This window comes from Azospirillum brasilense, assembly GCF_022023855.1.
In the GTDB taxonomy this organism is placed as follows: Bacteria; Pseudomonadota; Alphaproteobacteria; order Azospirillales; family Azospirillaceae; genus Azospirillum; species Azospirillum brasilense_F.
The window spans coordinates 1835899-1857477 of record NZ_CP059449.1 but is presented as its reverse complement, the minus strand read 5'-3'; the positions used below and the strand labels follow the sequence as shown (position 1 = coordinate 1857477).

Genomic DNA, 21579 nt, shown 5'->3' with positions numbered 1-21579 from the left:
TCTCGATCCGCTTCAGGATGTCCATTTCACCGTCAACAGGCCGCTCTGACAACCTGCACCATCGGGTTGTGGACGGTCGAACCGGGTTTGCGGCGAGACGTGCGGAAGCGCCACGCCGAAGGGCGAGTCGGCCACCGGACGACGTCCTTCGTTCGATAGGGGGAGCGACAGGGAGTGGCAGCCCGTTTCCCCGGCTGGCCGGAACCGGCCGGGGCCGGTAGGTTGACGGCTCCTTGCAGCGGGCTCGCGGCCGGCCCGAGCGAACCAAGCTCCGACAGAGGGGCAGGCCGCCCATTTCTCATTCCATGGCCGGAACGCGCCGACTCCGGGCTCCCCTCCGTCCCCGGCACTCTCCTGTTGACAAGGCCATGCGGTTGAAGACCACTGGCGTCATGGCAACCATTCAAGAAGCGCTGACCATCGCGCTCGACCACCATCAGGCTGGACGCCCGGCGGAGGCGGAGATTCTGTGCCGGCGCATCCTCGATGCCGACCCGGATCAGGCCACCGCCTGGCATCTGCTGGGCATCATTCACGCGCAGGCCGGGCTCTTCGCCGAAGCCGCAGCCCTGCTCGGCGAGGCGCTGGCCCGCGCGCCGGGAGCCGACCTGCTCCGGCACCGCGCCATGGCCCGTCAGGAAGCCGGCGACCTGGAGGGCGCGGTCGCCGACTACCGCGAGGCCGCGCGGCTGGCCCCCGCGCTGACCGACGCCGCGCTCAACGCCGGAATCCTGCTGGAACGGCTTGGACGCCACGCGGAGGCGCGGGAGGCCTACCGGACGGCCCTGATGTGGGACGGCACTTCCGACGGCGGCAACGCCCGCGCCGCCACCCATCTCGGCCGGTTGTTGCTGGCCGGCGGCGACGCGGCGGAAGCGGCGATCGTCCTGGAAGGCGCGGTCCGGGCCGACTCCACCGCACTGGAATCCTGGTACCATCTGGCCGATGCCCGTGCACGGTCGGGAGACGTCCGCGGGGCCGAAGCTGCGCGACGCCGCGCCCTGGCGCTGTCCCCAGCCTTCTTCGGAATCCTGGCCCGCGCGCCGGACAGCGGGGATGATCCGGACGAAGCCGCCCGGCGGCTGGGCTGGGCGCGGGCGCTCGAACCGCAGCGGCCCGAGCCGCTGTGCAATCTCGCCGCCACCCGCCTGCGCCAAGGGCGCCTTGCGGAAGCCGACGCGCTCTACACCGCCCATCTGGAGCGCGCTCCTGCCGATTCCGCGGGCTGGAGCGCGCGGGCGGTCTGCCGGATGGACGCCGGTGGCACGGAGTCGGCCGAAGCCGACGGCCGGCGTGCCCTCGCGCTCGACCCGGCGGCGGAGGGCGCCCTGGCCACCCTGTCGGTCCTGCGGAGCCGGCGGGGCGACCCGTTCGCCGCCGGCCTTCTGCACCGCCGGATGCGCCGCTTGGCGAACGGCTCCGCGCCGGCCGGCGACGACGATCTGGACGCGCTGATCCGGGCGACCGCCGCGGCCATGCCCTTCCTGGCCGAAGCCTCCCATCCCGAGCGCCGGAACGCCGCGGCACGGAGTTTCAATCCGCATCTGCGCATCCGCCACCACGACACCGAGACCCGTGACCGCATCACCACCTTCTGGTCGGGCGCGCCCCTGAACGCCGGGGCACGGCTGGCGCTGCGCTCCATGGTGGCGCAGGGGCATCCGGTGCATCTGTACAGCTATGGCGACCCCGCCCTGCTCGGCCGGGTGCCGGATGGCGTGCGGGTGGAGGACGCCGGAACGGTGGTGCCGCACCATGTCTACGACCTGTGCGTCCGCAGCGCCGAGATCCGCTATTTCAGCGACATCTTCCGCTACGCCGCCCTGCACGCCTTCGGCGGCTGGTGGCTGGACACCGACGTCGTCCTGCTGAAGCCGCTGAGCTTCGGCACCGGCCACCTGTTCTGCTCGCAATGGCACGGCCTGGACGCCGGCCACGCCCTGGTCGGCGACGCCATCCGCGCGCCGCGGGGCTCGGTCCACATGCGCCGGCTGTTCGAGGAGTCGATGCGCATCCTGATGAGCGGCAGCGACCGCCGCTTCGGCGCGGTCGGCCCGCTGCTGCTCAGCCGCTACGTGCTGACCGGGCCGGGCCGGGACCTGCTGGACCGCGTGCTGCCCCCGACAGTCTTCAACGCCGTCGACTGGACGGAGCATTCCTGGCTGGCCGAACCCGGCGGACGGGCGTTGGCCCTGCTGTCGGACGAGCGGGTTGCCGGCGTGCATTTGTGGAACGGCATGTGGGGTCCCGGCGGACCGCCGGCGGAGGACGCCGACGCGGAGTCTGTGCTGGGCCGACTGACCGCCCTGCACGACGCGGACGCCTCCCTGTCGGCCCTCGCCATGCGCTTTCATTCCGACAAGGGTCCCCGCCTGGGCAGCGAGCGGCTGGGGCATCACTACACACGGGTCTATGACGCGCTGTTCTCACCGCGGCGGTTCGAGGCTCTGCGCGTCCTGGAGATCGGCCTGTGCCGCGGCCGGGTCGAGGGCTGGAAGCAGGACGACGTGCCGAGCCTGCGCATGTGGGAGCGCTATTTCCCGAACGCCGTCCTCGTCGGCGCGGACATCGAAGACTTTTCGGCTTTCGACCGCGGGCGGGTGACGACCCGGCGCGTCGACCAGGGCGACGCCGCGGGCCTGCGGCGCTTGGCTGAGGAGGACGGTCCATTCGACATCGTCATCGATGACGGCTCGCACGCCTCGCGCCATCAGCAGATGACGCTGGCCGCCCTGTTCGGACGGCTGCGCCCCGGCGGGGTTTACGTCATCGAGGATCTGAACTGGCAGCCCCCCGACGTCGAGCGCCCCGAGGACCGTCTCACGCTCGATGTCCTGCGCGGATTCATGGAAAACGGCCGGATCGACAGCCCGCACATCGCGGCGGCGGAGTGCCGCGCCCTCGAATCGGCGATGGGCCGCGTGGAGCTGTACGACAGCCTCAGCGAACTGGTCGGGGCGGAGCGCATGGCCGGTCTGGCGGTGATCCACCGCCGCGACGGCAACTCCTGACGGACGAGAGCCCCCGCCGGGATCGGTGGGGGCTTGTCCGAGACAGCGAGGCACGAGACAGCGAGGATAGCCGCCGCGTCAGTCATCGCGCTGGGTGCGCTCCATGCGCTCGTGCCGCTCCTGGGCTTCCAGGCTCAGCGTTGCGATGGGGCGGGCGTCGAGGCGGCGGACGGAGATGGGCTCCCCCGTTTCCTCGCAGTAGCCGTAGGACCCATCCTGCAACCGCTCCAGCGCCGCGTCGATCTTGGAGATCAGCTTGCGCTCGCGGTCGCGGGTGCGAAGTTCCAGCGCCCGGTCGGTCTCGGCCGACGCGCGGTCGGCGATGTCCGGTTCCTGGATGCCGCCTTCCTGAAGGCTGCTCAGGGTCTCGCTGGATTCTGCCAGCAGCTCCGCGCGCCAGCGCAGCAGCTTCTGGCGGAAATATTCCCGCATCACGGGATTCATGAACTCCTCGTCTTCCGACGGGGTGTAGTTCTTAGGCAGAAGCGGAGACGACATCCGAGAGCATCCAACGCAAAAGGGTGATCCGGGCGGCGCGGAGTATAGGTAGGCGCATCGGCAACCGCAACCCTGCGCTTCGCCTATCGAAGCGCGAACAAGCCCTTGGAGAAGCAAAGTTTTGTGAAAGGTTCGGCGATGGCCGTACGGCCGATGCCGAAAAGCCGGTCCTATGGCCGGAAACCGCGCTCAGGGGGTGAGCTTCGCAAGCTCGACCTGGGCGCGCAGGTCGATCTGGTCAAGAATGTCGGCCAGCCGCGGATCGTCCACATGGACGCGGCGCGACTGCACCACCTTCACGAGGTCCATCAGCTTCTGCGCCGGAAGCGTGCCGGCCAGAAGCCCGTGCTGGATCTCCTCCAGCTTGTCGAGCATCTCCTCGGCGCGCATCTTGCCGCGCGACGCGCGGGCCGTGGCGTCGTCCACCTCCTGCAACGCCAGCACGCTGGCGATGCCGGCCAGCGGCGCCGCGGCGTGGACGCCCTGCGCGGTGTTGGTCTCGCCGACGAGCTGCTTGGAAAAGGACGCACCGGACGAGCCTTCGGCTTTCCCCGTGCGCCGGACCGAGCTGCTGCCGCGAAGTTTTCCGGGGCCTTCGACTTTCATGTTCCGTGCAACCGGTTTCGGAAAAGCGCGACACTCTAGATGGAAGCACCTTAACATCCGGTCAAGGTTTGCCGCAATCGGGCAAAAATTGCCCCGCTTCCGTGACATAAAGCGGTCGGACGCGGTGCCAATTTCCGGCCTTTTCATCCGGCGCCGCCGCTTCCCCTTGCCGATCCTGCGCTTTGCCTGCCATCCGCGGCTCTGGCACGCCGTTTGTATAGGAAGGGACAGCCGTTGAGGAGTGTCCCCGCCATGACCGCCACCGCCCTGCCCCGTGCCGCCCTGCGCCATGCGCCCCGCGCCGCCGTCCTGCTGCGCGCGGTCGCGATGCTGGCCGCGCTGGCCGCGGCGCTGCTCGCGCTGTCGGCGCCGGCCTCGGCCTCGTCGGCGCGGATCAAGGACGTGGTGGACGTCGAGGGCGTGCGCGACAACATGCTGATCGGCTACGGCCTGGTGGTCGGCCTGAACGGCACGGGCGACAGCCTCAACAACTCGCCCTTCACCGAGCAGAGCCTGGTCGGCATGCTGGAACGGATGGGCGTCAACACCCGCGGCACCAACCTGCGCACCAAGAACGTGGCGGCGGTGATGGTGACGGCGACCCTGCCGCCCTACTCAGCCCAGGGCACGCGCATCGACGCCACCGTGTCGGCGATGGGCGATTCGAAGAGCCTGCTCGGCGGCACTCTGCTGGTCACCCCGCTGCTGGGCGCCGACGGCGAGGTCTACGCGGTGGCCCAGGGGCCGATCGCGGTGTCGGGCTTCTCCGCCCAGGGCCAGGGGGCCAGCGTGACCCGCGGGGTCCCCACCTCCGGGCGCATCTCCTCGGGCGCCATCGTCGAGCGCGAAATCCAGTTCTCGCTGGCCGAGTTGCCGGTGCTGCGCCTGTCGCTGCGCAACCCGGACTTCACGACGGCCCAGCGCGTGGCCACCGCCATCAACATCCAGCTCCGCGGCAACCGCGCGCAGGCCACCGACCCCTCCTCGGTCCTGCTGAGCGTGCCCGAGGCCCGGCGCGGCGACATCGTCGGCCTGATCACCGAGATCGAGCAGCTCCGCGTCACCCCCGATCAGGTCGCCCGCGTGGTGGTGGACGAAAAGTCCGGCGTGATCGTGATGGGCGAGAACGTCCGCATCTCCACCGTCGCCATCGCCCAGGGCAACCTGACGATCCGTGTCACCGAGACGCCGCAGGTCAGCCAGCCCGGCCCCTTCAGCCAGGGCGAGACCGCCGTGGTGCCGCGCACCGACATCCAGGTGGACGACCAGTCCAACAACCGCCTCGCGGTGATGAATTCCGGGGTGACGCTCCAGGAGTTGGTACAATCCTTGAATGCGCTTGGCGTGGGCCCCCGGGACATGATCGCCATCCTTCAGTCGATCAAGGCCGCCGGAGCCCTGCAGGCGGAGATCGAGGTGATCTGATGGATACGACGCTTTCCCTTCCCGGCCTTCCGCCTCCGCGCCTGCCCGCGGCCGCCGAGCGCACCCAGAGCAACGCCCAGCCCGGTGCGCAGGCGAGCTTCCGGACGGCGGCGCGCACCGATCTGGTCGATCCCAAAAGCGCGGAAAGCAGGGTGGACCCGGCGACCCGCGCCAAGATCCGCCAGTCCGCCAACGAATTCGAGAGCGTCTTCGTCTCCCAGATGCTGGGCCACATGTTCGACGGGATCGAAGTGGACCAAAACTTCGGCGGCGGCCATGCCGAGGAGATGTTCCGCTCCATGCTGACCAACGAATACGGCAAGCAGGTGTCCCGCAGCGGCGGGTTCGGCATCGCCGATCAGGTTTACCGCGAGCTTCTGCGCGCACAGGAGGGCAACCATGGATAAGGTCGACGTCCGTTTCCCGCAGCCGTCCAAGGCTCCCGCCGCCAATCTGCCCAAGAACGCGGAGGAGCGCGCCGCCGCTCTGGTCGAGCTGATGAACCGGCTGAGCGTCCATCTGGCGCGCGAGACCGAAGCCGTGATGCGGCACTGCACCAGCGCCGAGCTGGCCCGGCTGGGACGCGAGAAGCAGCCGATGATGCTGGTCTATGAAGAGGTGTCGCGCCTGCTGCGCGTGGACCGCGAGGGCATGGCCGCCCTGCCCGACGAGGCCAAGGCCCAGCTGCGCGAGGCCACGCGCGGCCTGTACGAGGCGTCCGCCGCCAACGCCGACGCGCTTCGGCGGAACAGCGCGGCGCAGAAGATCCTCGTGGACACCGTGGTCGGCGCCATCAACCGCGCCCGGCAGACCACCACCCCCGCCTACGGCACCGCCCCGGTTCCGCCCCGCGCGACCTACGTCACGCCGAGTCACGGCCCGTCCACTTCCGCCACCCTCAACACCCGTCTCTGAGGCCTCCCCCGGCATCATCGCAACCCGCAGCAAGGGCCGTCCGACCGGGCGGCCCTTCGGCTTTTGCGGGTCCGGCAAGAAGCGCCGGCCACCCGGCGGAATTTGCCGCCCGGCGGACGGAACTGCCGGGCATGGAATGGCAATTGGACGCGCCGGCGCCGGCCTGAAACTGGCCCGTTAGTTGCTTCTGGATGGGGTGCACCTGTCCGCTTCGGGGAACCCGTTCCATGGCCATCCAAACGAACACCGCGCCCTCCGCGTTCGAAAGCTTGGTCAGGGGCCAGACCTCCTCCAGCCAGAACACGGCTCCGCGAAGCGACAAGTTCGCCTCGATGATGGACCGGCTGATCAGCGAGGCCGCCACCCGCAAGCGCGATCAGGTCCAGGCGGAGAGTGCGGCCCAGGATCGGCGCAACGCCGCGGCGAGTGCCGCCGATCAGGCCGCCGCCAACCGGGACGCGGAGCGCAAGGCCGCGGAGCGCAGCCCGCCGCCCCGCCCCGAACCCATCCGCGCGGAGCCGGCCAAGCCGCGCCAGTCCCCCGACGCCACCACCCAGGCCACAGCACAGCGCGCCGCCGAACGCGCCGCCGAACGCAAGGACGCCCGCGCGTCCGACGCGGCCAAGGCCGGCGATGACGCACACGCGGCGCGCACCGAACGGCGCGAGACCGCCGCCGCGAACCACGCCGCGGCGAAGGAGGCGACAAAGGATGCGAAGGCTGCCGGCGCCAAGACGGCGCGGGACGATACCGCCGCACAGCCGGCGCTCGCCGATGCCACCGTCCGGACCGACACGGCGGAGGAGGTTCCGCCGGACCAGACCGACGGCGCGATGAATGACGGCGCCACACAGGATGGTGCCGGCAACCAACCCGCGGAGGACGGGAACGGCGAGGCTGTGATCCTCGATCTGACCGTCACTGTGACCGAGACCACCGTGGAGCTGGTGACCGCCGACCAGTCCACCACCCTGACCGACATCGATGCCGCCCTGTCGCTGGCCGTCGCCCCGCTTGCCATCGGCACGCCGGATGACGAAGCGGCGAACACGACGACGGAAGACGGTGCGGTGGAGGCTACATCACCCGGCGCTCCGACTCCTGACGACGCGGATGCTCCTTCCGCCGCTCCGACCGCCGAGACCGCTGCCGATGCAGCCTTGGCCGCCGCCCTGGCAACCGCCGCCGCTCCTCATCAGGATGGCAAGGTCAAGGTCACCTCCGACGAATCCGTGAAGGCCGCCGCGGCGGCGAAGCCGGTCGCGGAAGCGCCCCTGACGATGGCGGACGCCGTGCCGGCGCCGGTCGTCCCGCATGGCGGTCCGCAGGACGACATTCCCGCACCCCACGCCGAGGCCAAGGACGCCGCCGCCAGGGACAAGCCGGCGGTGACCACCGACGCGCTGTCCACCGGCGCCCTCCCCGTTGCCGACTTGCCGAACGACGACAGCGCGCCGCTGCCGCAATCGCTGACCGAACTCGCCGCGGCCAAGGCAAAGAGCGCCACCCGGACCGGAGCGGACGGCGAGGCCGGGGCCAACGCCGGCAACCGCGGCAACCAGGACCCGAGCGGCAACGCCGCCCTGACGCAGCCGCCGGCGCCCCAGGCACCGGTTGCCGACCCGGCAAAGTCTGCCGGGCAAAGCGCGTTCCTGGCCGCCGCAGCGGCGGCCACGGACACCGCCCCGCCGGCCGACGGCGCGCCTCACCCCACCACCCCCACGCATCCGGTCTTCGCCGGGATCGAGGGCGTGCACACGGCGGGCGGCGTGGAGGCGGGGCTGACCACCGCCCAGCTTCGCCCGTCCCGCGGCTCCGCCGGCCTGCCGATGGGCGTGCAGGATCAGGTGGCGGTCCACATCAGCAAGAACGTGTCGGACGGCAACGAACAATTCACCATCAATCTGCGCCCCGCCGAGCTGGGCCGCATCGACATCAAGTTGGAAATCGGCCAGGACGGGCGGGTCACCGCGTCGGTCGCCGTGGAAAAGGCGCAGACCCTCGAACTGCTCCAGCGGGACAGCCGCAATCTGGAACGCGCCTTGCAAGACGCTGGACTGAAGGCGGACAGCAACAGCCTCAACTTCAGCCTGCGTGGCGAAGGCGGCCAATCGTTCCAGGACTCGGGACGGCAAGGCGGCTCGGGCCGGCGGGGCCGCGGCTTCGGCGGCGGCACGGGCGAGGTGGAAGATGCGCAGGCCGCCTACACCCTGACGCTGGCCCCGGGCCGCGTCGACATCCAAGCCTGATTCAGACCAGCTGCAGCCATTCCAGCGAAGGACGACGACCATGGCCACCACCAACACCGACTACGGCAGCAGCTGGAACACGAACCAGACCAAGACGAAGACCGACACCTCCACCAAGACCACCAAGACCGCCGACGAGCAGAAGCTCGACACCGCGGTGAAGGGGCTGGGCGACAATTTCGAGCATTTCCTGAAGCTGCTGACCACGCAGATGCAGAACCAGGACCCGCTGAAACCCATGGACACGAACGACATGACCAAGCAGCTGGTCGATTTCGCGAACGTGGAGCAGAACATCGGGACCAACAGCCGCCTGGACAAGCTGCTGAAGCTGCAGAACGCCTCGACCAACTCGACCAACCTCGCCTATCTGGGCCGCACCGTCACCTTCGAGGGCGACAGCTTCGACTACACCCAGGGCATGACGGCGGCCCCGCTGGCCTACGAGCTGGAGAAGTCCGCCAAATCGGTGCGCGTCGACATTCTGGACAGCAAGAACCGCATCGTCCGGTCGATGACCGGCGAGACTGCCGCCGGCACCAAGCATGTCGTGAACTGGGACTTCAAGGACGACGGCGGCAACGCCGTCCAGCCGGGCCAATACCGCCTGAACATCGCCCCGGTGTCCGAGAAGAAGGACGACATCATCAAGGCGACTCCCTTCACCTTCGGCACGGTCAGTGGCATCGGATCCAACAAGGACGGCGAAACGGTGATGTCCGTAGGCAGCATCGAGGTTCCGCTGTCCAAGCTTTCCAAGGTGTACTGAGGGTTTCGCCCTCACCCCCATAGGCGTCGTCCAAACGCATGGAAAAAGGCATGGGCATGGGTCCGGATGGGCCTATGCGCCATGCCTTTTATGCTTAAAACATTAACCCTATCGTTTAGGCTTTTGTTAAGCGGAGAAGGGGTAGGTTACCACCAAATCGTGGAATACACTGCTGATGGTGGAGCGTCCGCGCATGTCATCTCGCGAGCTTGAAATGAGCGACGATGGCTCCAGTGGAGCGTCGGTCATCGGTCCAGCAGGACGGCCGATGACAGAAAATGATCTTCCCCCTCCGGACACCAAGCGCTGGGTGATGCGGCGCAAGGCGGAGGTCGTAGCCGGCGTGCGTTCGGGGCTGATCAGCCTCGAGGAGGCGTGCCGCCGCTACACCCTGTCCGTGGAGGAATTCCTGTCCTGGCAACGGCTGATCGACAGCCACGGCATGCGGGGCCTGCGCGCCACGCGGCTGCAGGACTATCGTGGGAACCAGCCGCCGCCATCCGTGCGCAGCCGGATGGCCAGCACCGCCGCCGAATAAGCGCCCTCGCTCGCCGTCCGACCGGACCAGACCGCCGCAGGCCCGCCCTGCGGCGTCGTTGTTTTGTGTCCCGGCGCTTTCCCGGCAGGCATTTTCCAGATAGGCCTTTTCGGCCCTGACACTTTGCGTCCCGGCTGCTTTGCAATTTTTACGTGGCAGGTATCGCTTTCGTTCCCGCCCAGCAAAGATTAACGCAAAGCGGCGAGACAACCGGCCACGGGAGTTCACCGACCGATGCGCTATCTTGACGACCTGAACACCGGCGACCATTTCACCGGCGGCCCGGTGACCGTGACGGAGGAAGACATCGTCGCCTTCGCACGACAGTTCGACCCGCAGCCCTTCCACCTCGACCCCGATGCGGCGCGGGACAGCGTCTTCGGCGGGCTGGCGGCCAGCGGCTGGCACACCGCCGGGCTGACCATGCGGATGATCGTCACGGGAAACGGCGCGCTCGCCGGCGGCTTCGTCGGGATGGGAGTGGAGGACGTCCGCTGGCCCAAGCCCACCCGCCCCGGTGACGTGCTGCGCATCGAGAGCGAGATTCTGGAGGTCCGCGTGTCGGCCAAGCGCCCCGACCGCGGCATCGCCCGCGTGCGCACCACCACCCTCAACCAGGACGGCGAGATAGTTCAGCAGATGACCGCGAATCTGCTCGTCCCCCGCCGCCCCGGCACCGCTCCGGAGTGACGGCGCAAGCGGAGCCGCAAACGCACAAAAGGCCACCCGAGGGCAGCCGTTTTATGTGTGCGTCGCTGTCGTGCCGTTGTCTTGGGAATGGTGGGCGCACAAGGACTCGAACCTTGGACCCGCTGATTAAGAGTCAGCTGCTCTACCAACTGAGCTATGCGCCCATCACTTCTCGTTCACACCGGCACCGGAGCCTTTGTCTCTGCGTCAGGGGATGCCTGACCGTATCGACTAGGGTTCCTGTCCGGCCAAGCCGTCGTCCCGGCCGGTGTGGCGCGGTTTATAACGAAGGGTCTTGGGCTTGTCGATATCAAAATGGATAGGATCGCATTTTTTTGACAAGGCTCGTTCCGGCTCCGCACACACCCTTCCCGGCCGCCTTTTTGGCCGCCTTCTTTGACAGCCGGCCAAGCCCGGCGCTATCACCCTTCCCCAGCGGACGGAAGGAGTGGAGACGATGCAGGGCTGGACCGAGGGCTATGTGGGCGGGATCGGCTACATCCACGCCTTCTATCGGGAACTGTCGCCGGCGCTGCTGTCCTTCGCGCTGACCCTACGCGGCTGGCGACCCACGATGGACCTCGCGGGGTCCTTCGCCTGCGCGGAGATCGGCTGCGGCCACGGGGTGAGCAGCGCCGTTCTGGCGGGCTGCCATCCGGACGCCCGGTTCGAGGCGGTGGACTTCAACCCCGGCCACATCGCCGGCGCCCAGCGCCTCGCCGCCGAGGCCGGGCTGGGCAACGCCGCCTTCCGGGAGGAGAGCTTCGCCGAGTACGCCCAGGATGGGGTCAAGGACCTGGACATCGTGACGCTGCACGGCGTCTGGTCCTGGGTCAGCGCGGAGAACCGGGCGATCCTGGTGGAGTTGCTGAAGCGGCGGCTGAAGCCCGGCGGGCTGGTCTTCGTCAGCTACAACGCCCTGCCCGGCACGCTCGCCTACATGCCGCTGCGCCGCGTCCTGGTCGAGCATTGCGCCGACCGCACCGGCCCGCTGCCGGAGCGGATCGAGGAGGCCGTGGCTTTCGCCAGCCGCCTCACCGCCCTCAACGCCGGATGGTTCGCCCAGGCCGACGCGCTGCCGGCGCGGCTGGATTCGCTGAAGCGCAAGTCGCCCAACTACATCGCCCATGAATATCTGAACCGCGACTGGACGGCCTTCTACCACGCCGACGTGGCGCGGGAACTGGCTGCGGCCAAGCTGGACTTCGCCGGCCCCGCCGTCCCGATGGAGCAGATGGACGAGCTGTCCCTGCCGCCGGACGCCCTGTCTCTGCTGGCCGAGGCGCGCGACCCGGCCTACCGCGAGACCTTGCGCGACCTGCTGACCAACCGTGCTTTCCGCCGCGACCTGTTCGTGAAGGGTGCGGAGCGGCTCACCGTGGCGGAACGGCGGGACCGGCTGCGCGCGACCCGCTTCTCCCTTCTGGTGCCTGCCGACGATCTGCCGGAGGTGGTTCTGGCTCCGGTCGGGCGCGTGCCCCTGCCGCAGGACCTGCACGGTCCGCTGGCCGAGGCGCTGGCCGCCGGCACGCCCACGCTGGCGGAGTTGGCCGCCCTCCCCACCCTCGCCCGCCACGGCGAGGAGGCCGTGCTGCGCGCCCTGATGATCCTGACCAGCCTGGCGCTGGTGGCGCCCGCCCTGCCCGAGGCCGGTCAGGCGGCGCGCGCACTCCAGGCCGACCGCTTCAACGCCACCATACTGGAGCGCAGCCGCCGCGACGACACGCTGGGCACGCTGGCGTCCCCCGTTCTCGGCTCCGGGGTCGCGGTGTCGCGGCTGGAGGCGCTGTTCCTGCTGGCCCGGCGCAACAGCACCGACCCCGCGGCGACCGCTTGGGAAGCGCTGTCGGCGGATGGGCTCGCCCTGTCACGCGACGGCACCCGGCTCGACGGGGAGGAGGCGAATATGGGGGAACTGCGCGTCCGGTTCGACCGTTTCACCCGCCTGCGGCTGCCGACGCTGCGCCGCCTCAGCGTGGCGTGACGGACGAGCAGAACGTCAGGTCCGGAACCAGTCGAGGCAGCCGGTCGGCAGCAGCGTGTTGCTGACCAGCAGGGCGCCGTGCCGGTACAGCGCGGTCGGATTGCCCTCCTCACCCAGGTCAATGGCCCAGAGCTGGCCGGAAGGGTCCTGCCAGACCGGCCGCCCGTCCACCGCCGCCACGGCGGCGAACACGTCCGGCGCCGTCGTGCCGGGTTGGAACAGCACCATGACCGTCGTCACGCCCGGCGGCGGCAGGGCGGCGACCGGCCCGGCGATCAGAACCGCCAGCGTCAGGGCGACCGGTGCGGTGCGGCCACCGCTGCCTCCTCCCCCGTTGCGCCGCAATCGCCAGCCCGCCGCGGCGACGGCGACGCCGAAGACGACGAACCACAGCAGGTCCCAGAGAAGGGGATTCGCCGAGTCCATGCGGATGCGGTGGATGCCGAGGAGCCAATGGGAGAGAACACCGTCGAGGATGTGCCAGACGCCGAACCCGATCAGCGCGTTGGCGAACAGCAGGCGGTCCTCCCCCGGCTCGGCGAAGCGGCGCCGGCTCCGCCACAGCAGCCACAGGCCGCCCGCCGCGACGACGTACATCGCCGCGTGGAACAGACCGTCCGCCAGAATCTGCACGCGGATGTCCTGCACGGCGGAGGACTCGACCGCCGACAGCAGGTGATGCCATTGCAGCACCTGATGCAGCAGGATTCCGTCGAAGAAGCCGCCCAGCGCGAAACCCAGCAGATACCCCGCCCAGGGGAACCCCGCTGCCGCCCGTGCCGGTGAAGGAAGAGGAGTCGTGTCGGTGGACATGGCCCGACAACCGCCGCAAGCGCGTACGGGTTCCGCACCCGGCGCCCGAACGGCGGCGGGCTTCTCAGCTCCCGACCAGCCCGGCCTCGTCCGCCGCACGGTCGAACTGGAGCGCCGCGAGGCGGGCGTAGAGGCCACCCTCGCGGACCAGATCGGCATGGCGCCCGGTGGCGACGACGCGCCCCTGCTCCATCACCACGATCCGGTCGGCGTTCAGGACGGTCGCCAGCCGGTGAGCGATGATGATCGTTGTGCGCCGGGTCATCAGCTTGTCCAGCGCGTCCTGGACCATGCGCTCGCTCTCCGCGTCGAGCGCGCTGGTCGCCTCGTCGAGCAACAGCACCGGCGGGTCGCGCAGGATGGCCCGCGCGATGGACAGGCGCTGGCGCTGGCCGCCCGACAACCGCACGCCCTTCTCGCCCAGGAAAGTGTCCAGCCCCTCCGGCAACGCCTGCAGGAACTCCAGCGCGTGGGCCGCCTCGGCGGCAGCGAGCACCTCGGCGTCGCTGGCGTCCGGACGCCCGTAGCGGATGTTCTCCCAGGCGTTGGCGGAGAAGACCACCGGGTCCTGCGCCACGAGGCCGAGCCGCCGCCGCACCTCCACCGGGTCGGCATCGCGGACGTCCACCCCGTCCAGGGTGACCGCTCCGGCCTGCGGATCGTAGAAGCGCAGCAGAAGCTGGAACACCGTGGATTTGCCGGAGCCCGACGGGCCGACCAGGGCCACCGTCTCGCCCGGCTCGATCTCCAGGGAGAATTCCTTCAGCGCCGCCCAGTCCGGGCGCGACGGGTAATGGAAACGCACGTCGCGGAACGACAGCGCACCCTGCGTCGGTTCCGGCAGCGCGCGCGGGTTGACCGGAGCGCGGATCTCCGGCTCGGTGTCGAGCAGGTCGAACAGCCGCTCCGTGGCGCCGGCGGCGCGCTGAAGGTCGCCGGCCACCTCGCTGATCGCCCCCACCGAACCGGCGACGACCACAGAATAGATGACGAAGGCCGAAAGCTGCCCCACCGACAGCCGGCCGGCCAGCACGTCGTGCCCGCCGATCCACAGGATGAGGCCGACGGAGCCGAACACCAGCACGATGACGATCATCGTCATGATGGCCCGCACCGTCACCCGCCGCCGGGCGGTGGTGAAGGCGTCCTCCACCCGCGCCCCGAACAGGCTGCGGTCGATGGTCTCGTGCGTGTAGGCCTGCATCGTGCGGATGGCGCCCAGCGTCTCCTCGACGAAGGAGCCGAGGTCGGCGATCTTGTCCTGGCTGGCCCGCGACAGGGCGCGCACCCGCCGCCCCAAAATGATGATCGGCAGAATGACCACCGGCACGCCCAGGAACACCAGCCCGGCCAGCTTCGGCGAGGTCACCAGCAGCATCGCCGTGCCGCCCACGAACATCAGCGTGTTGCGCAGCGCAATCGAGACGGAGGAGCCGACCACGGTCTGAAGCACCTCGGTGTCGGTGGTCAGGCGCGTCAGGATCTCGCCGGTCTTGGTGGTCTCGAAGAAGCCGGGGGAGAGCTTCACCACATGGCTGTAGACGGCGCGGCGGATGTCGGCCACCACCCGCTCGCCGATCCAGCTCACCAGATAGAAGCGGCCGAAGGTCGAGGCGGCCATCAGCACAATGACCACCAGCAGAACCAGGAGCGCCCGGTCGAGCAGCGCCGAATCGCCCGCGACGAAGCCCTGGTCCACCAGGACGCGCATCCCCTGCCCCAGCCCCAGGACGGTCCCGGCGGCCACGGTCAGGGCCAGCATGGCACCCAGGATTTGCAGCCGGTATGGCCACAGGAAGGGAAACAGCCGGCGCAGCGGCGACAGGTTGCGGCGGCGCGCCGCGGAGGAAGGCGCCCCTTCGGACACCGGATCGGACTTCGAGGAATGACGGGACACCGGGGCTCCCCAGCGGCAGGACGGGCGCGGCAGGACGATGTGCAGGCGGTGCACGGGGGGCAAACCCGGCATATAGCAAGGGGTGGGCCTATGAACAAGGTATGGTGTGGCCACACGTTTGAACCATACAGTCACGAAGACGCGGAGATCCCGCCGCGGCCGACGCCTTCCGAAAGCGCTCGAATCCTCTGTGCCCCGGTGTCTCCACGGTGAAGGATGGGGGTTGCACAGCGAAGCGGCGGTGGTTCAGAACCACCCGCCTTTCCGGCGCAGGAACGCGGTTGCATCATGCCGCATGCTTTGCTATAGACCGCGCTCGCTTTGCAGGAACCCCGGCCATGAAGACTGATATCCATCCCGACTACCACGAGATCAACGTGGTGATGACCGACGGCAGCACGTTCAAGACCCGCTCCACGATGGGCAAGCCGGGCGATACGCTGCGCCTCGACATCGACCCGAAGTCGCACCCGGCTTGGACCGGCGTGCAGAAGCTGCTGGACACGGGCGGCCAGATCGCCAAGTTCAACAAGCGCTTCGCGAGCTTCGGCCTGAAGAAGTAATCTTCTTCGTCCGCAAAACGAAAAGGGGCGTCCGGTTCGCCGGGCGCCCTTTTCGCGTTTGCCGCTTTTGAGAAAGCTGGCCGTCAGCCGGCCAGAGCCACCGCGTCGCGGGCGCGTTCGTCCAGCCGGGCGACGCGCATGTAGAGCTGGTGGCTGCGCTCCAGAAGGCTGCGCAGGCCTTCCGGAAGCTGCTCGTTGTCGGGGCCGGAGGGATCGGTGCAGATGTCCCCTCCCGACAGAGCGAAATCGTCGCTCGCCGCCTGCTCGCGGGTCATTTCCCCGGCATGCACGGCCTTCTGCGCCAGCAGCCAAGCCATGACCTGGGTCAGACGGCTGGTCACCCGCATCGATTCGTACGAGATCTGAAGCCGGACATGGGGCGGCAGCGCCCGATGGCTGGCGGCATCATGATAGGCGATGTAATTGCGCGCCTCGATCAACAGCGCCATCGTCTCATCATAAGTTCCGTTGAAGAAGGTCGGTGTTTCCATCACGGCCGTACCCCTCCCGCGGCCGGATGGCCCGATTCCGAGCCTCGCCGCAACTGATTAACAATCGGTTTGTGGATGTGGACCCCCGCCTTCCGCCTTGTGGCCGGAGACGGCGCGGTCCGGTGATTTTCGAAAAGCGTCCTCTTGAACGGGCAAGTCGCTCGCTTATCTGTCGCGGTATCGGTGGACGCCCAGCTGGGGTTCGCCGGATCCGCAAGCCGAGGGACCGACGATGATCGTGGTCCCCGATCGCTGTATCGCTCTTTTGGAGGATATGTCATGCGCTCCTACGACCTTTCGCCCCTGTTCCGTTCGACCGTCGGGTTCGACCGCCTCTCGCGTCTCTTGGAGAACGCGATGACCGGCGACGAGGCCGCCGCGTCCTACCCGCCCTACAACATCGAGAAGACGGGCGACGATGCTTACCGGATCACCATGGCCGTCGCCGGCTTTGGCCCGGAGGATCTGGAGATCACCGCTCAGCAGAACTCTCTGGTGGTCACAGGGAAAGCTAAGAAGGAACAGGAGACCGGCCAATTCCTCTACCGGGGTATTGCCGGCCGCGCTTTCGAGCGCCGCTTTCAGCTTGCCGACTTCATCAAGGTGGGCAACGCCAATCTGCTGAACGGGCTGCTCCATATCGATCTGGTGCGCGAGGTGCCGGAAACGATGAAGCCACGGACCATCCAGATCGGCACCACCGGCACGGCGAAGCCCGCGCTGACCCAGCAGGCTGCGTAACCGCAAGGCATCACGCAGCAGCGCATCACGCGTCGACAAGGCGCCCCGGACCACCGGGGCGCCGTTTTTGCGTTAGCAGCGAACCGTCGCTGCTCCCGTCATGCGTCGGCCATTTTCCGGCTCGGCGGCAAGGCCACGGTCACCGTGGTCCCCTGCCCCGGCGCGCTGTCGATGCGCAGCGTGCCGCCATGCGCCTCGACCAGCCGTTTCGAGATGGACAGGCCAAGGCCCATTCCCTCGTAGCGCCGCGCCATCGACTGGTCGACCTGGGCGAAGGGAGTCATCGCCGTCGGCAGATCCTCCGCCGCGATGCCGATGCCGGTGTCCGTCACCGACAGCTCGACCCCGCCGTCGCCCCCGCGGCGCGCGCGGACGACGGCGGTTTCACCGGGATTGGAGAATTTCACGGCGTTCGACAGCAGGTTCACCAGCACCTGCCGCAGGCGAAGCGCGTCGCCGAACAGCATCGGCAGGCCATCCTCCAGGTCGATGCGGATCGGCACGCCCCGCTTGCCCGACTGGATGGCGACGAGGTTCAGCGCCTCCCCCACCAGGGCGGACGGTTCGACGGGAGTTTCGTTCAGCCGCAGCCCGCCGGCCTCGATGGTCGTGATGTCCAGGATGTCGTCGATGATCGCCAGCAGATGCTCGCCGGACTGGCGGATCGACCCGGCATAGTCGATGTAACGGTCGACCTCCCCCGTCCCGAGCAGCCGCATCTCGATCACCTGGGCGAAGCCGATGACCGCGTTCAGCGGGGTCCGCAGTTCGTGGCTCATAACCTGGAGGAAGGTCGATTTGGCGCGGTCCGCCGACTCGGCGGCTTCCTTTGCCGCGATCAGGTCGCTTTCGCTCCGCTTGCGCGCGGTGATGTCGCGGATGATGCCGGTGAAGACGCGGCGCCCGCCCGTCTCGACCGCGCTCACCGACACTTCGATGGGGAAGCGATCGCCGTCACCGCCCCGCACCGCCACGGCCTCCCGTACGGCTCCGGCGCCATGAGCTTCGCCGCCGGGCTGATAGACGGCCAGCCCGCCATCCTGAAGCAGACCAACCATGTCCGGGATCAGCCGGTCGATCCGGCTCCACAGCATGTCCGCCGCCGGGATGCCGAACATCGCCTCCGCCGCCGGGTTGAAGCTGTGGACGATGCCCTCCCCGTCCATGGTGACGATGGCATCGGCGGCGGCGTCCACGATGGCGTTGGTCCGGGCCTCCGCCATCAGCAGGGCATCGGCGGTCCGCACATATTCGGTCATGTCGGTCAGCGTGCCGACGCAGCCCTGCACCTGCCCGTCCGCATCGGTCAGCGGCGAGCCCTGACACAGGGCGAAGGTAACCGTGCCGTCGGTCGCGCAGAACCGCAGATTCAGCAAAACCGGCAGCCCCGCTGCCACGGCCTGGGCCCAATCCGCCTCCAACCGCTTGCGGTCGTCCGGATGCAGCGACGCACGCCAGGCATGGCCGGACAGGGCATCGGAAGACAACCCGGCAATGGCTGCAAAGCGCGGGTTGGCGAAGACAATGCCGCCGTCCCGATCCGTCTGGAAAATGCCGACCGGGGCGGAGCGGGCCAGCGTCTGGTAGAGCGCTTCGCTCGCCCGCAGCCGCTGTTCGGTCTCCACCCGGTCGGTCACGTCACGGGCGTGGATGACGATTTCCCGGACTTTGGGATCGTCCGGCCGGTTGAACGCCGTCGTCTCCATATGGCGCCACCCGCCCGCCGCGTGGCGCACCCGGCAGAGGAACGGACCGCCGTCCTCGACGGATGCCCCATGGCCGCAGCGGGCGAGACGCCGGACAGCCTCCTCCCGGTCGTCCGGATGCACGCGTTCCAGCACGGGTGTCCCCAGCAGCGCCTCCGGAGGGGTGCCAAGCACGCGAAGGCATGCGCCTCCCACATCGATGAACCGACCGTCCGACGACAGCACGGCGACGATGTCGCCGGCGTTGGCCATCAGGGCATGAACATACCGCTCAAGACTCCGCACAGAACACCATTCCGCATCGCCGCTCCAACGCAGAACAGTAAGACGACAATCCGTTAACGATTCATGACGTCCTTGTAATCAACGAAGAAACAACAGGCTTAGCGCGCGGAGAACTGCGCCGAAAAGGCATCTGTGGTTGCGTCCGGTGCTTCCGTCATAACCATATGGCCTATGCCGGACAGCTGAATGACTTCGGAATGCCTAACCTTAGCGGCGAGAGCCTTGCCGGATTTCGCCGGGGTCATACGGTCGACTCCACCCAGCAGGAACAGCGCCGGGCAGGACACCGCCGCCGCCGCGGCGCCGCCGCGGACATAGGCATTGCAGGCTCCCAGATCGACGCCCAGCACGCCGGGTCGCGCCCGCTGCATCAATCGCCGCCCACCGGGCACCAGCGACAGGCCCGGAGCCGCCGCGCCGCCAACATGCCCGCGCGGCCCATGCCCCCAGCCGATGACCAGCTCGATGGCGGACGGGTCGTTCAGCGCCGCGGCGGCCAGCAGGTCGGGATGGACCGGCATCGTCTCCGCCACGCCCAGCAGGGCCAGCGATTCGATGCGGTCGCCATGCCGCGCCGCGGTTTCCAGGGCCACCAGGGCACCCATGGAATGGCCGGCGAGCGCCGCCTTCGCCACGCCCGCCGCGTCCAGCAGAGCGGCGACCCAGTCCGCCAACTCCTCGATGGACGGCAGCGGCGCCCCGCCGGAGCGGCCGTGGCCCGGCAGGTCCACCGCCAGGACCGACCGCCCGTGATGGGCGAGGTAGCGGCTTTGCAGGCTCCACACCGTGTGGTCCATGCCGGCGCCGTGGATCAGCACCAGCGCCGGCCGGGCCGGGTCGAAAGGCCGCCCGCCGGTGTGGGCGTAGACGGTCTGGCCGTTGACGGTCAGTTCCATGGCAGCCTCCTCACGCCTTCGTCGCGGCGCGCAGCGCTTGGCGCAGATCGTCGATCAGGTCGTCGCAGTCCTCCAGCCCGATGGACAGTCGGATCATGTCCTCCCCCACCCCGGCGGCGGCGAGCGCTTCGGCGTCGAGCTGGGCGTGGGTGGTGCTGGCAGGATGGATAACCAGCGATTTGGCGTCGCCGACGTTGGCGAGGTGGGAGAACAGCGCCAGCTTCTCGATGAAGCGCCGCCCGGCCTCCCGCCCGCCCTTGATGCCGAAGGAGATGATGGAGCCGGCGCCGTGCGGCAGAAGCTGGGCGCGCAGCCGGTGGTCGGGATGATCGGGCAGTTCGGGATGGGTGACCCAGGCGACGCTGCCGTTCTCCGCGTAGGCCTCCGATTCGAGGAAGCCCAGCACCTTGCGGGTGTTGTGGATGTGGCCCTTCATGCGCAGCGGCAGGGTTTCCACGCCCTGGAGGATCTGGAAGGCGTTCATCGGGCTCATGCAGGCGCCGAAGTCGCGCAGCCCCTCGGCGCGGGCGCGCATGATGAAGGCCGCCGGCCCATACTCCTCCACGAAGTCGATGCCGTGATAGCCGGCGTAGGGCTCGGTCAGGGTCGGGAACTTGCCGGACGCCTCCCAGTCGAAGGCGCCACCGTCGATCACCACGCCGCCGATGGCGACACCGTGCCCGGCCAGCCACTTGGTGCAGGAATGCATGACCAGATCGGCGCCGACGCTCAGCGGCTTGCACAGATAGGGCGTGACGAAGGTCGCATCGACCATCAGCGGCAGACCGGCGTCATGGGCGATGGCCGACAGGCGGGGGATGTCGAGCACCTCCAGCCCCGGATTGCCCAGAACCTCGCCGAACAGCAGCCGCGTCTCCGGCCGGATGGCTGCACGGAAGCCGTCGAGGTCGCGCGGATTCACGAAGGTCGTGGTGATGCCGAATCGCGGCAACGTGTAGGCCAGCAGGTTGCGGCTGCCGCCGTAGATCGAGGAGGAGGCGACGATGTGCCCGCCGGCATCCATCAGCGTCATGATGGCGAGCGTCAGGGCCGCCTGGCCGCTGGCCGTGCAGACCGCGCCGACACCGCCGTCCAGAGCCGCCAGCCGCTCCTCCAGCACCGCCACCGTGGGGTTGGAGATGCGGGAATAGATGTGCCCCGGCCGTTCCAGGTTGAACAGCGAGGCCGCGTGGTCGGTGTCGTCGAAGACGTAGGACGTGGACTGATAGATCGGCACCGCCCGCGCCCCGGTGGCCGGGTCGGGCCGCTGGCCGGCGTGCAGGCTCAGCGTGTCGAACTTGAGGAACTTGGCGTCGGCCATTCCCTTCCCCCTGAAAAGGTAAGGGCCGCCCGTGATGCGAGCGGCCCTCTGCTGCTTCGTTATTTTTTGCCTGCCCTGCTCAACTCGGTGAGCTGATTTGCCGGGAGGGTATGGCTGGATGACGCAAAGGTCAAGTAGTGGCTTTCCGAAAGTTGCCACGGATTTCGAAGCAACTCTTCGG

At 68.8% G+C, this 21579-nt stretch carries 19 protein-coding genes and 1 tRNA gene; 11 read left to right on the top strand and 9 right to left on the bottom strand.

The features are described from left to right. The first annotated feature begins 392 nt into the window (after positions 1-392). The gene (locus H1Q64_RS08790) at positions 393-3011 is read left to right on the top strand and encodes a tetratricopeptide repeat protein (protein WP_237903185.1); all 2619 of its coding nucleotides are present in this window, start codon (positions 393-395) and stop codon (positions 3009-3011) included. Between the two features lie 78 nt (positions 3012-3089). On the opposite strand, the gene dksA is transcribed toward H1Q64_RS08790, so the two are convergent. Together dksA and H1Q64_RS08780 are read right to left on the bottom strand one after the other, a co-directional pair. Further along, positions 3090-3509: an RNA polymerase-binding protein DksA gene (gene dksA / locus H1Q64_RS08785; protein ID WP_035675009.1), complete on the bottom strand. Its 420-nt coding sequence runs from the start codon at positions 3507-3509 to the stop codon at positions 3090-3092. A gap of 189 nt (positions 3510-3698) precedes the next feature. Further along, entirely contained in the window at positions 3699-4115 is a 417-nt protein-coding gene (locus H1Q64_RS08780) for a flagellar assembly protein FliX (protein ID WP_014240995.1), read from the bottom strand. A 252-nt stretch (positions 4116-4367) separates the two neighbouring features. On the opposite strand from H1Q64_RS08780, the gene H1Q64_RS08775 reads away from it, so the two are divergent. The 7 genes from H1Q64_RS08775 (at position 4368) to H1Q64_RS08745 (ending at position 10701) form a co-directional block, all read left to right on the top strand. Further along, positions 4368-5540, top strand: coding sequence for a flagellar basal body P-ring protein FlgI (locus H1Q64_RS08775; RefSeq protein WP_237903184.1), 1173 nt, complete (start codon positions 4368-4370; stop codon positions 5538-5540). Next, positions 5540-5947: a rod-binding protein gene (locus H1Q64_RS08770; protein WP_237903183.1), complete on the top strand. Its 408-nt coding sequence runs from the start codon at positions 5540-5542 to the stop codon at positions 5945-5947. The genes H1Q64_RS08775 and H1Q64_RS08770 overlap by 1 nt, the downstream gene beginning before the upstream one ends. Beyond that, on the top strand, positions 5940-6455 hold the full coding sequence (locus tag H1Q64_RS08765) for a flagellar basal-body protein (RefSeq protein ID WP_237903182.1): 516 nt from the start codon (positions 5940-5942) through the stop codon (positions 6453-6455). The genes H1Q64_RS08770 and H1Q64_RS08765 overlap by 8 nt, the downstream gene beginning before the upstream one ends. 227 nt (positions 6456-6682) lie before the next feature. Continuing rightward, positions 6683-8704 (top strand): flagellar hook-length control protein FliK, encoded by a 2022-nt coding sequence (locus H1Q64_RS08760; protein WP_237903181.1) that lies wholly within the window; start codon positions 6683-6685, stop codon positions 8702-8704. A 40-nt stretch (positions 8705-8744) separates the two neighbouring features. Further along, positions 8745-9473 carry a flagellar hook assembly protein FlgD gene (locus tag H1Q64_RS08755; RefSeq protein WP_237903180.1) on the top strand — a complete coding sequence of 243 codons (729 nt, stop codon included), beginning with the start codon at positions 8745-8747 and terminating at the stop codon, positions 9471-9473. A 214-nt stretch (positions 9474-9687) separates the two neighbouring features. Beyond that, positions 9688-10011 (top strand): DUF1153 domain-containing protein, encoded by a 324-nt coding sequence (locus tag H1Q64_RS08750; RefSeq protein ID WP_051657784.1) that lies wholly within the window; start codon positions 9688-9690, stop codon positions 10009-10011. A gap of 234 nt (positions 10012-10245) precedes the next feature. After that, positions 10246-10701 (top strand): MaoC family dehydratase, encoded by a 456-nt coding sequence (locus H1Q64_RS08745; protein WP_237903179.1) that lies wholly within the window; start codon positions 10246-10248, stop codon positions 10699-10701. Positions 10702-10789: 88 nt separating this feature from the next. On the opposite strand, the gene H1Q64_RS08740 is transcribed toward H1Q64_RS08745, so the two are convergent. Continuing rightward, positions 10790-10865: transfer RNA gene (locus H1Q64_RS08740), tRNA-Lys, on the bottom strand. Positions 10866-11158: 293 nt separating this feature from the next. On the opposite strand from H1Q64_RS08740, the gene H1Q64_RS08735 reads away from it, so the two are divergent. Then, positions 11159-12685, top strand: a complete 1527-nt coding sequence (locus H1Q64_RS08735; protein WP_237903178.1) for a class I SAM-dependent methyltransferase — start codon at positions 11159-11161, stop codon at positions 12683-12685. Positions 12686-12700: 15 nt separating this feature from the next. Here H1Q64_RS08735 and H1Q64_RS08730 read toward each other — a convergent pair whose 3' ends face one another. Together H1Q64_RS08730 and H1Q64_RS08725 are read right to left on the bottom strand one after the other, a co-directional pair. Then, entirely contained in the window at positions 12701-13498 is a 798-nt protein-coding gene (locus H1Q64_RS08730) for a DUF2243 domain-containing protein (RefSeq protein ID WP_237903177.1), read from the bottom strand. Positions 13499-13562: 64 nt separating this feature from the next. Continuing rightward, complete coding sequence (locus tag H1Q64_RS08725; protein ID WP_237904928.1) at positions 13563-15365, bottom strand: ABC transporter transmembrane domain-containing protein; 1803 nt, start codon at positions 15363-15365, stop codon at positions 13563-13565. 368 nt (positions 15366-15733) lie between these two features. On the opposite strand from H1Q64_RS08725, the gene rpmE reads away from it, so the two are divergent. Further along, positions 15734-15958 carry a 50S ribosomal protein L31 gene (rpmE, locus tag H1Q64_RS08720; RefSeq protein ID WP_014241009.1) on the top strand — a complete coding sequence of 75 codons (225 nt, stop codon included), beginning with the start codon at positions 15734-15736 and terminating at the stop codon, positions 15956-15958. Between the two features lie 83 nt (positions 15959-16041). Here the strand turns inward: rpmE and H1Q64_RS08715 are convergent, their stop codons facing one another. Next, entirely contained in the window at positions 16042-16449 is a 408-nt protein-coding gene (locus tag H1Q64_RS08715; protein WP_237903176.1) for a DUF1465 family protein, read from the bottom strand. 279 nt (positions 16450-16728) lie between these two features. Here H1Q64_RS08715 and H1Q64_RS08710 point away from each other — a divergent pair, with 279 nt between their 5' ends. Continuing rightward, complete coding sequence (locus H1Q64_RS08710; RefSeq protein ID WP_014241011.1) at positions 16729-17190, top strand: Hsp20 family protein; 462 nt, start codon at positions 16729-16731, stop codon at positions 17188-17190. Between the two features lie 98 nt (positions 17191-17288). On the opposite strand, the gene H1Q64_RS08705 is transcribed toward H1Q64_RS08710, so the two are convergent. The 3 genes from H1Q64_RS08705 to H1Q64_RS08695 all read right to left on the bottom strand — a co-directional run bounded on the left by H1Q64_RS08705 (position 17289) and on the right by H1Q64_RS08695 (position 21398). Further along, on the bottom strand, positions 17289-19181 hold the full coding sequence (locus H1Q64_RS08705; RefSeq protein WP_269145332.1) for a PAS domain-containing hybrid sensor histidine kinase/response regulator: 1893 nt from the start codon (positions 19179-19181) through the stop codon (positions 17289-17291). Positions 19182-19279: 98 nt separating this feature from the next. Then, positions 19280-20077, bottom strand: coding sequence for an alpha/beta fold hydrolase (locus H1Q64_RS08700; RefSeq protein ID WP_237903174.1), 798 nt, complete (start codon positions 20075-20077; stop codon positions 19280-19282). Positions 20078-20087: 10 nt separating this feature from the next. Beyond that, positions 20088-21398, bottom strand: coding sequence for an O-acetylhomoserine aminocarboxypropyltransferase (locus tag H1Q64_RS08695; RefSeq protein ID WP_237903173.1), 1311 nt, complete (start codon positions 21396-21398; stop codon positions 20088-20090). Positions 21399-21579: the final 181 nt, after the last annotated feature.

Coding starts and splice junctions, on each gene's coding strand:
- H1Q64_RS08790 (WP_237903185.1), top strand. CDS start 393: ATGGCAACCATTCAAGAAGCGCTGACCATCGCGCTCGACCACCATCAG.
- dksA (WP_035675009.1), bottom strand. CDS start 3,509: ATGTCGTCTCCGCTTCTGCCTAAGAACTACACCCCGTCGGAAGACGAG.
- H1Q64_RS08780 (WP_014240995.1), bottom strand. CDS start 4,115: ATGAAAGTCGAAGGCCCCGGAAAACTTCGCGGCAGCAGCTCGGTCCGG.
- H1Q64_RS08775 (WP_237903184.1), top strand. CDS start 4,368: ATGACCGCCACCGCCCTGCCCCGTGCCGCCCTGCGCCATGCGCCCCGC.
- H1Q64_RS08770 (WP_237903183.1), top strand. CDS start 5,540: ATGGATACGACGCTTTCCCTTCCCGGCCTTCCGCCTCCGCGCCTGCCC.
- H1Q64_RS08765 (WP_237903182.1), top strand. CDS start 5,940: ATGGATAAGGTCGACGTCCGTTTCCCGCAGCCGTCCAAGGCTCCCGCC.
- H1Q64_RS08760 (WP_237903181.1), top strand. CDS start 6,683: ATGGCCATCCAAACGAACACCGCGCCCTCCGCGTTCGAAAGCTTGGTC.
- H1Q64_RS08755 (WP_237903180.1), top strand. CDS start 8,745: ATGGCCACCACCAACACCGACTACGGCAGCAGCTGGAACACGAACCAG.
- H1Q64_RS08750 (WP_051657784.1), top strand. CDS start 9,688: ATGAGCGACGATGGCTCCAGTGGAGCGTCGGTCATCGGTCCAGCAGGA.
- H1Q64_RS08745 (WP_237903179.1), top strand. CDS start 10,246: ATGCGCTATCTTGACGACCTGAACACCGGCGACCATTTCACCGGCGGC.
- H1Q64_RS08735 (WP_237903178.1), top strand. CDS start 11,159: ATGCAGGGCTGGACCGAGGGCTATGTGGGCGGGATCGGCTACATCCAC.
- H1Q64_RS08730 (WP_237903177.1), bottom strand. CDS start 13,498: ATGTCCACCGACACGACTCCTCTTCCTTCACCGGCACGGGCGGCAGCG.
- rpmE (WP_014241009.1), top strand. CDS start 15,734: ATGAAGACTGATATCCATCCCGACTACCACGAGATCAACGTGGTGATG.
- H1Q64_RS08715 (WP_237903176.1), bottom strand. CDS start 16,449: ATGGAAACACCGACCTTCTTCAACGGAACTTATGATGAGACGATGGCG.
- H1Q64_RS08710 (WP_014241011.1), top strand. CDS start 16,729: ATGCGCTCCTACGACCTTTCGCCCCTGTTCCGTTCGACCGTCGGGTTC.
- H1Q64_RS08700 (WP_237903174.1), bottom strand. CDS start 20,077: ATGGAACTGACCGTCAACGGCCAGACCGTCTACGCCCACACCGGCGGG.
- H1Q64_RS08695 (WP_237903173.1), bottom strand. CDS start 21,398: ATGGCCGACGCCAAGTTCCTCAAGTTCGACACGCTGAGCCTGCACGCC.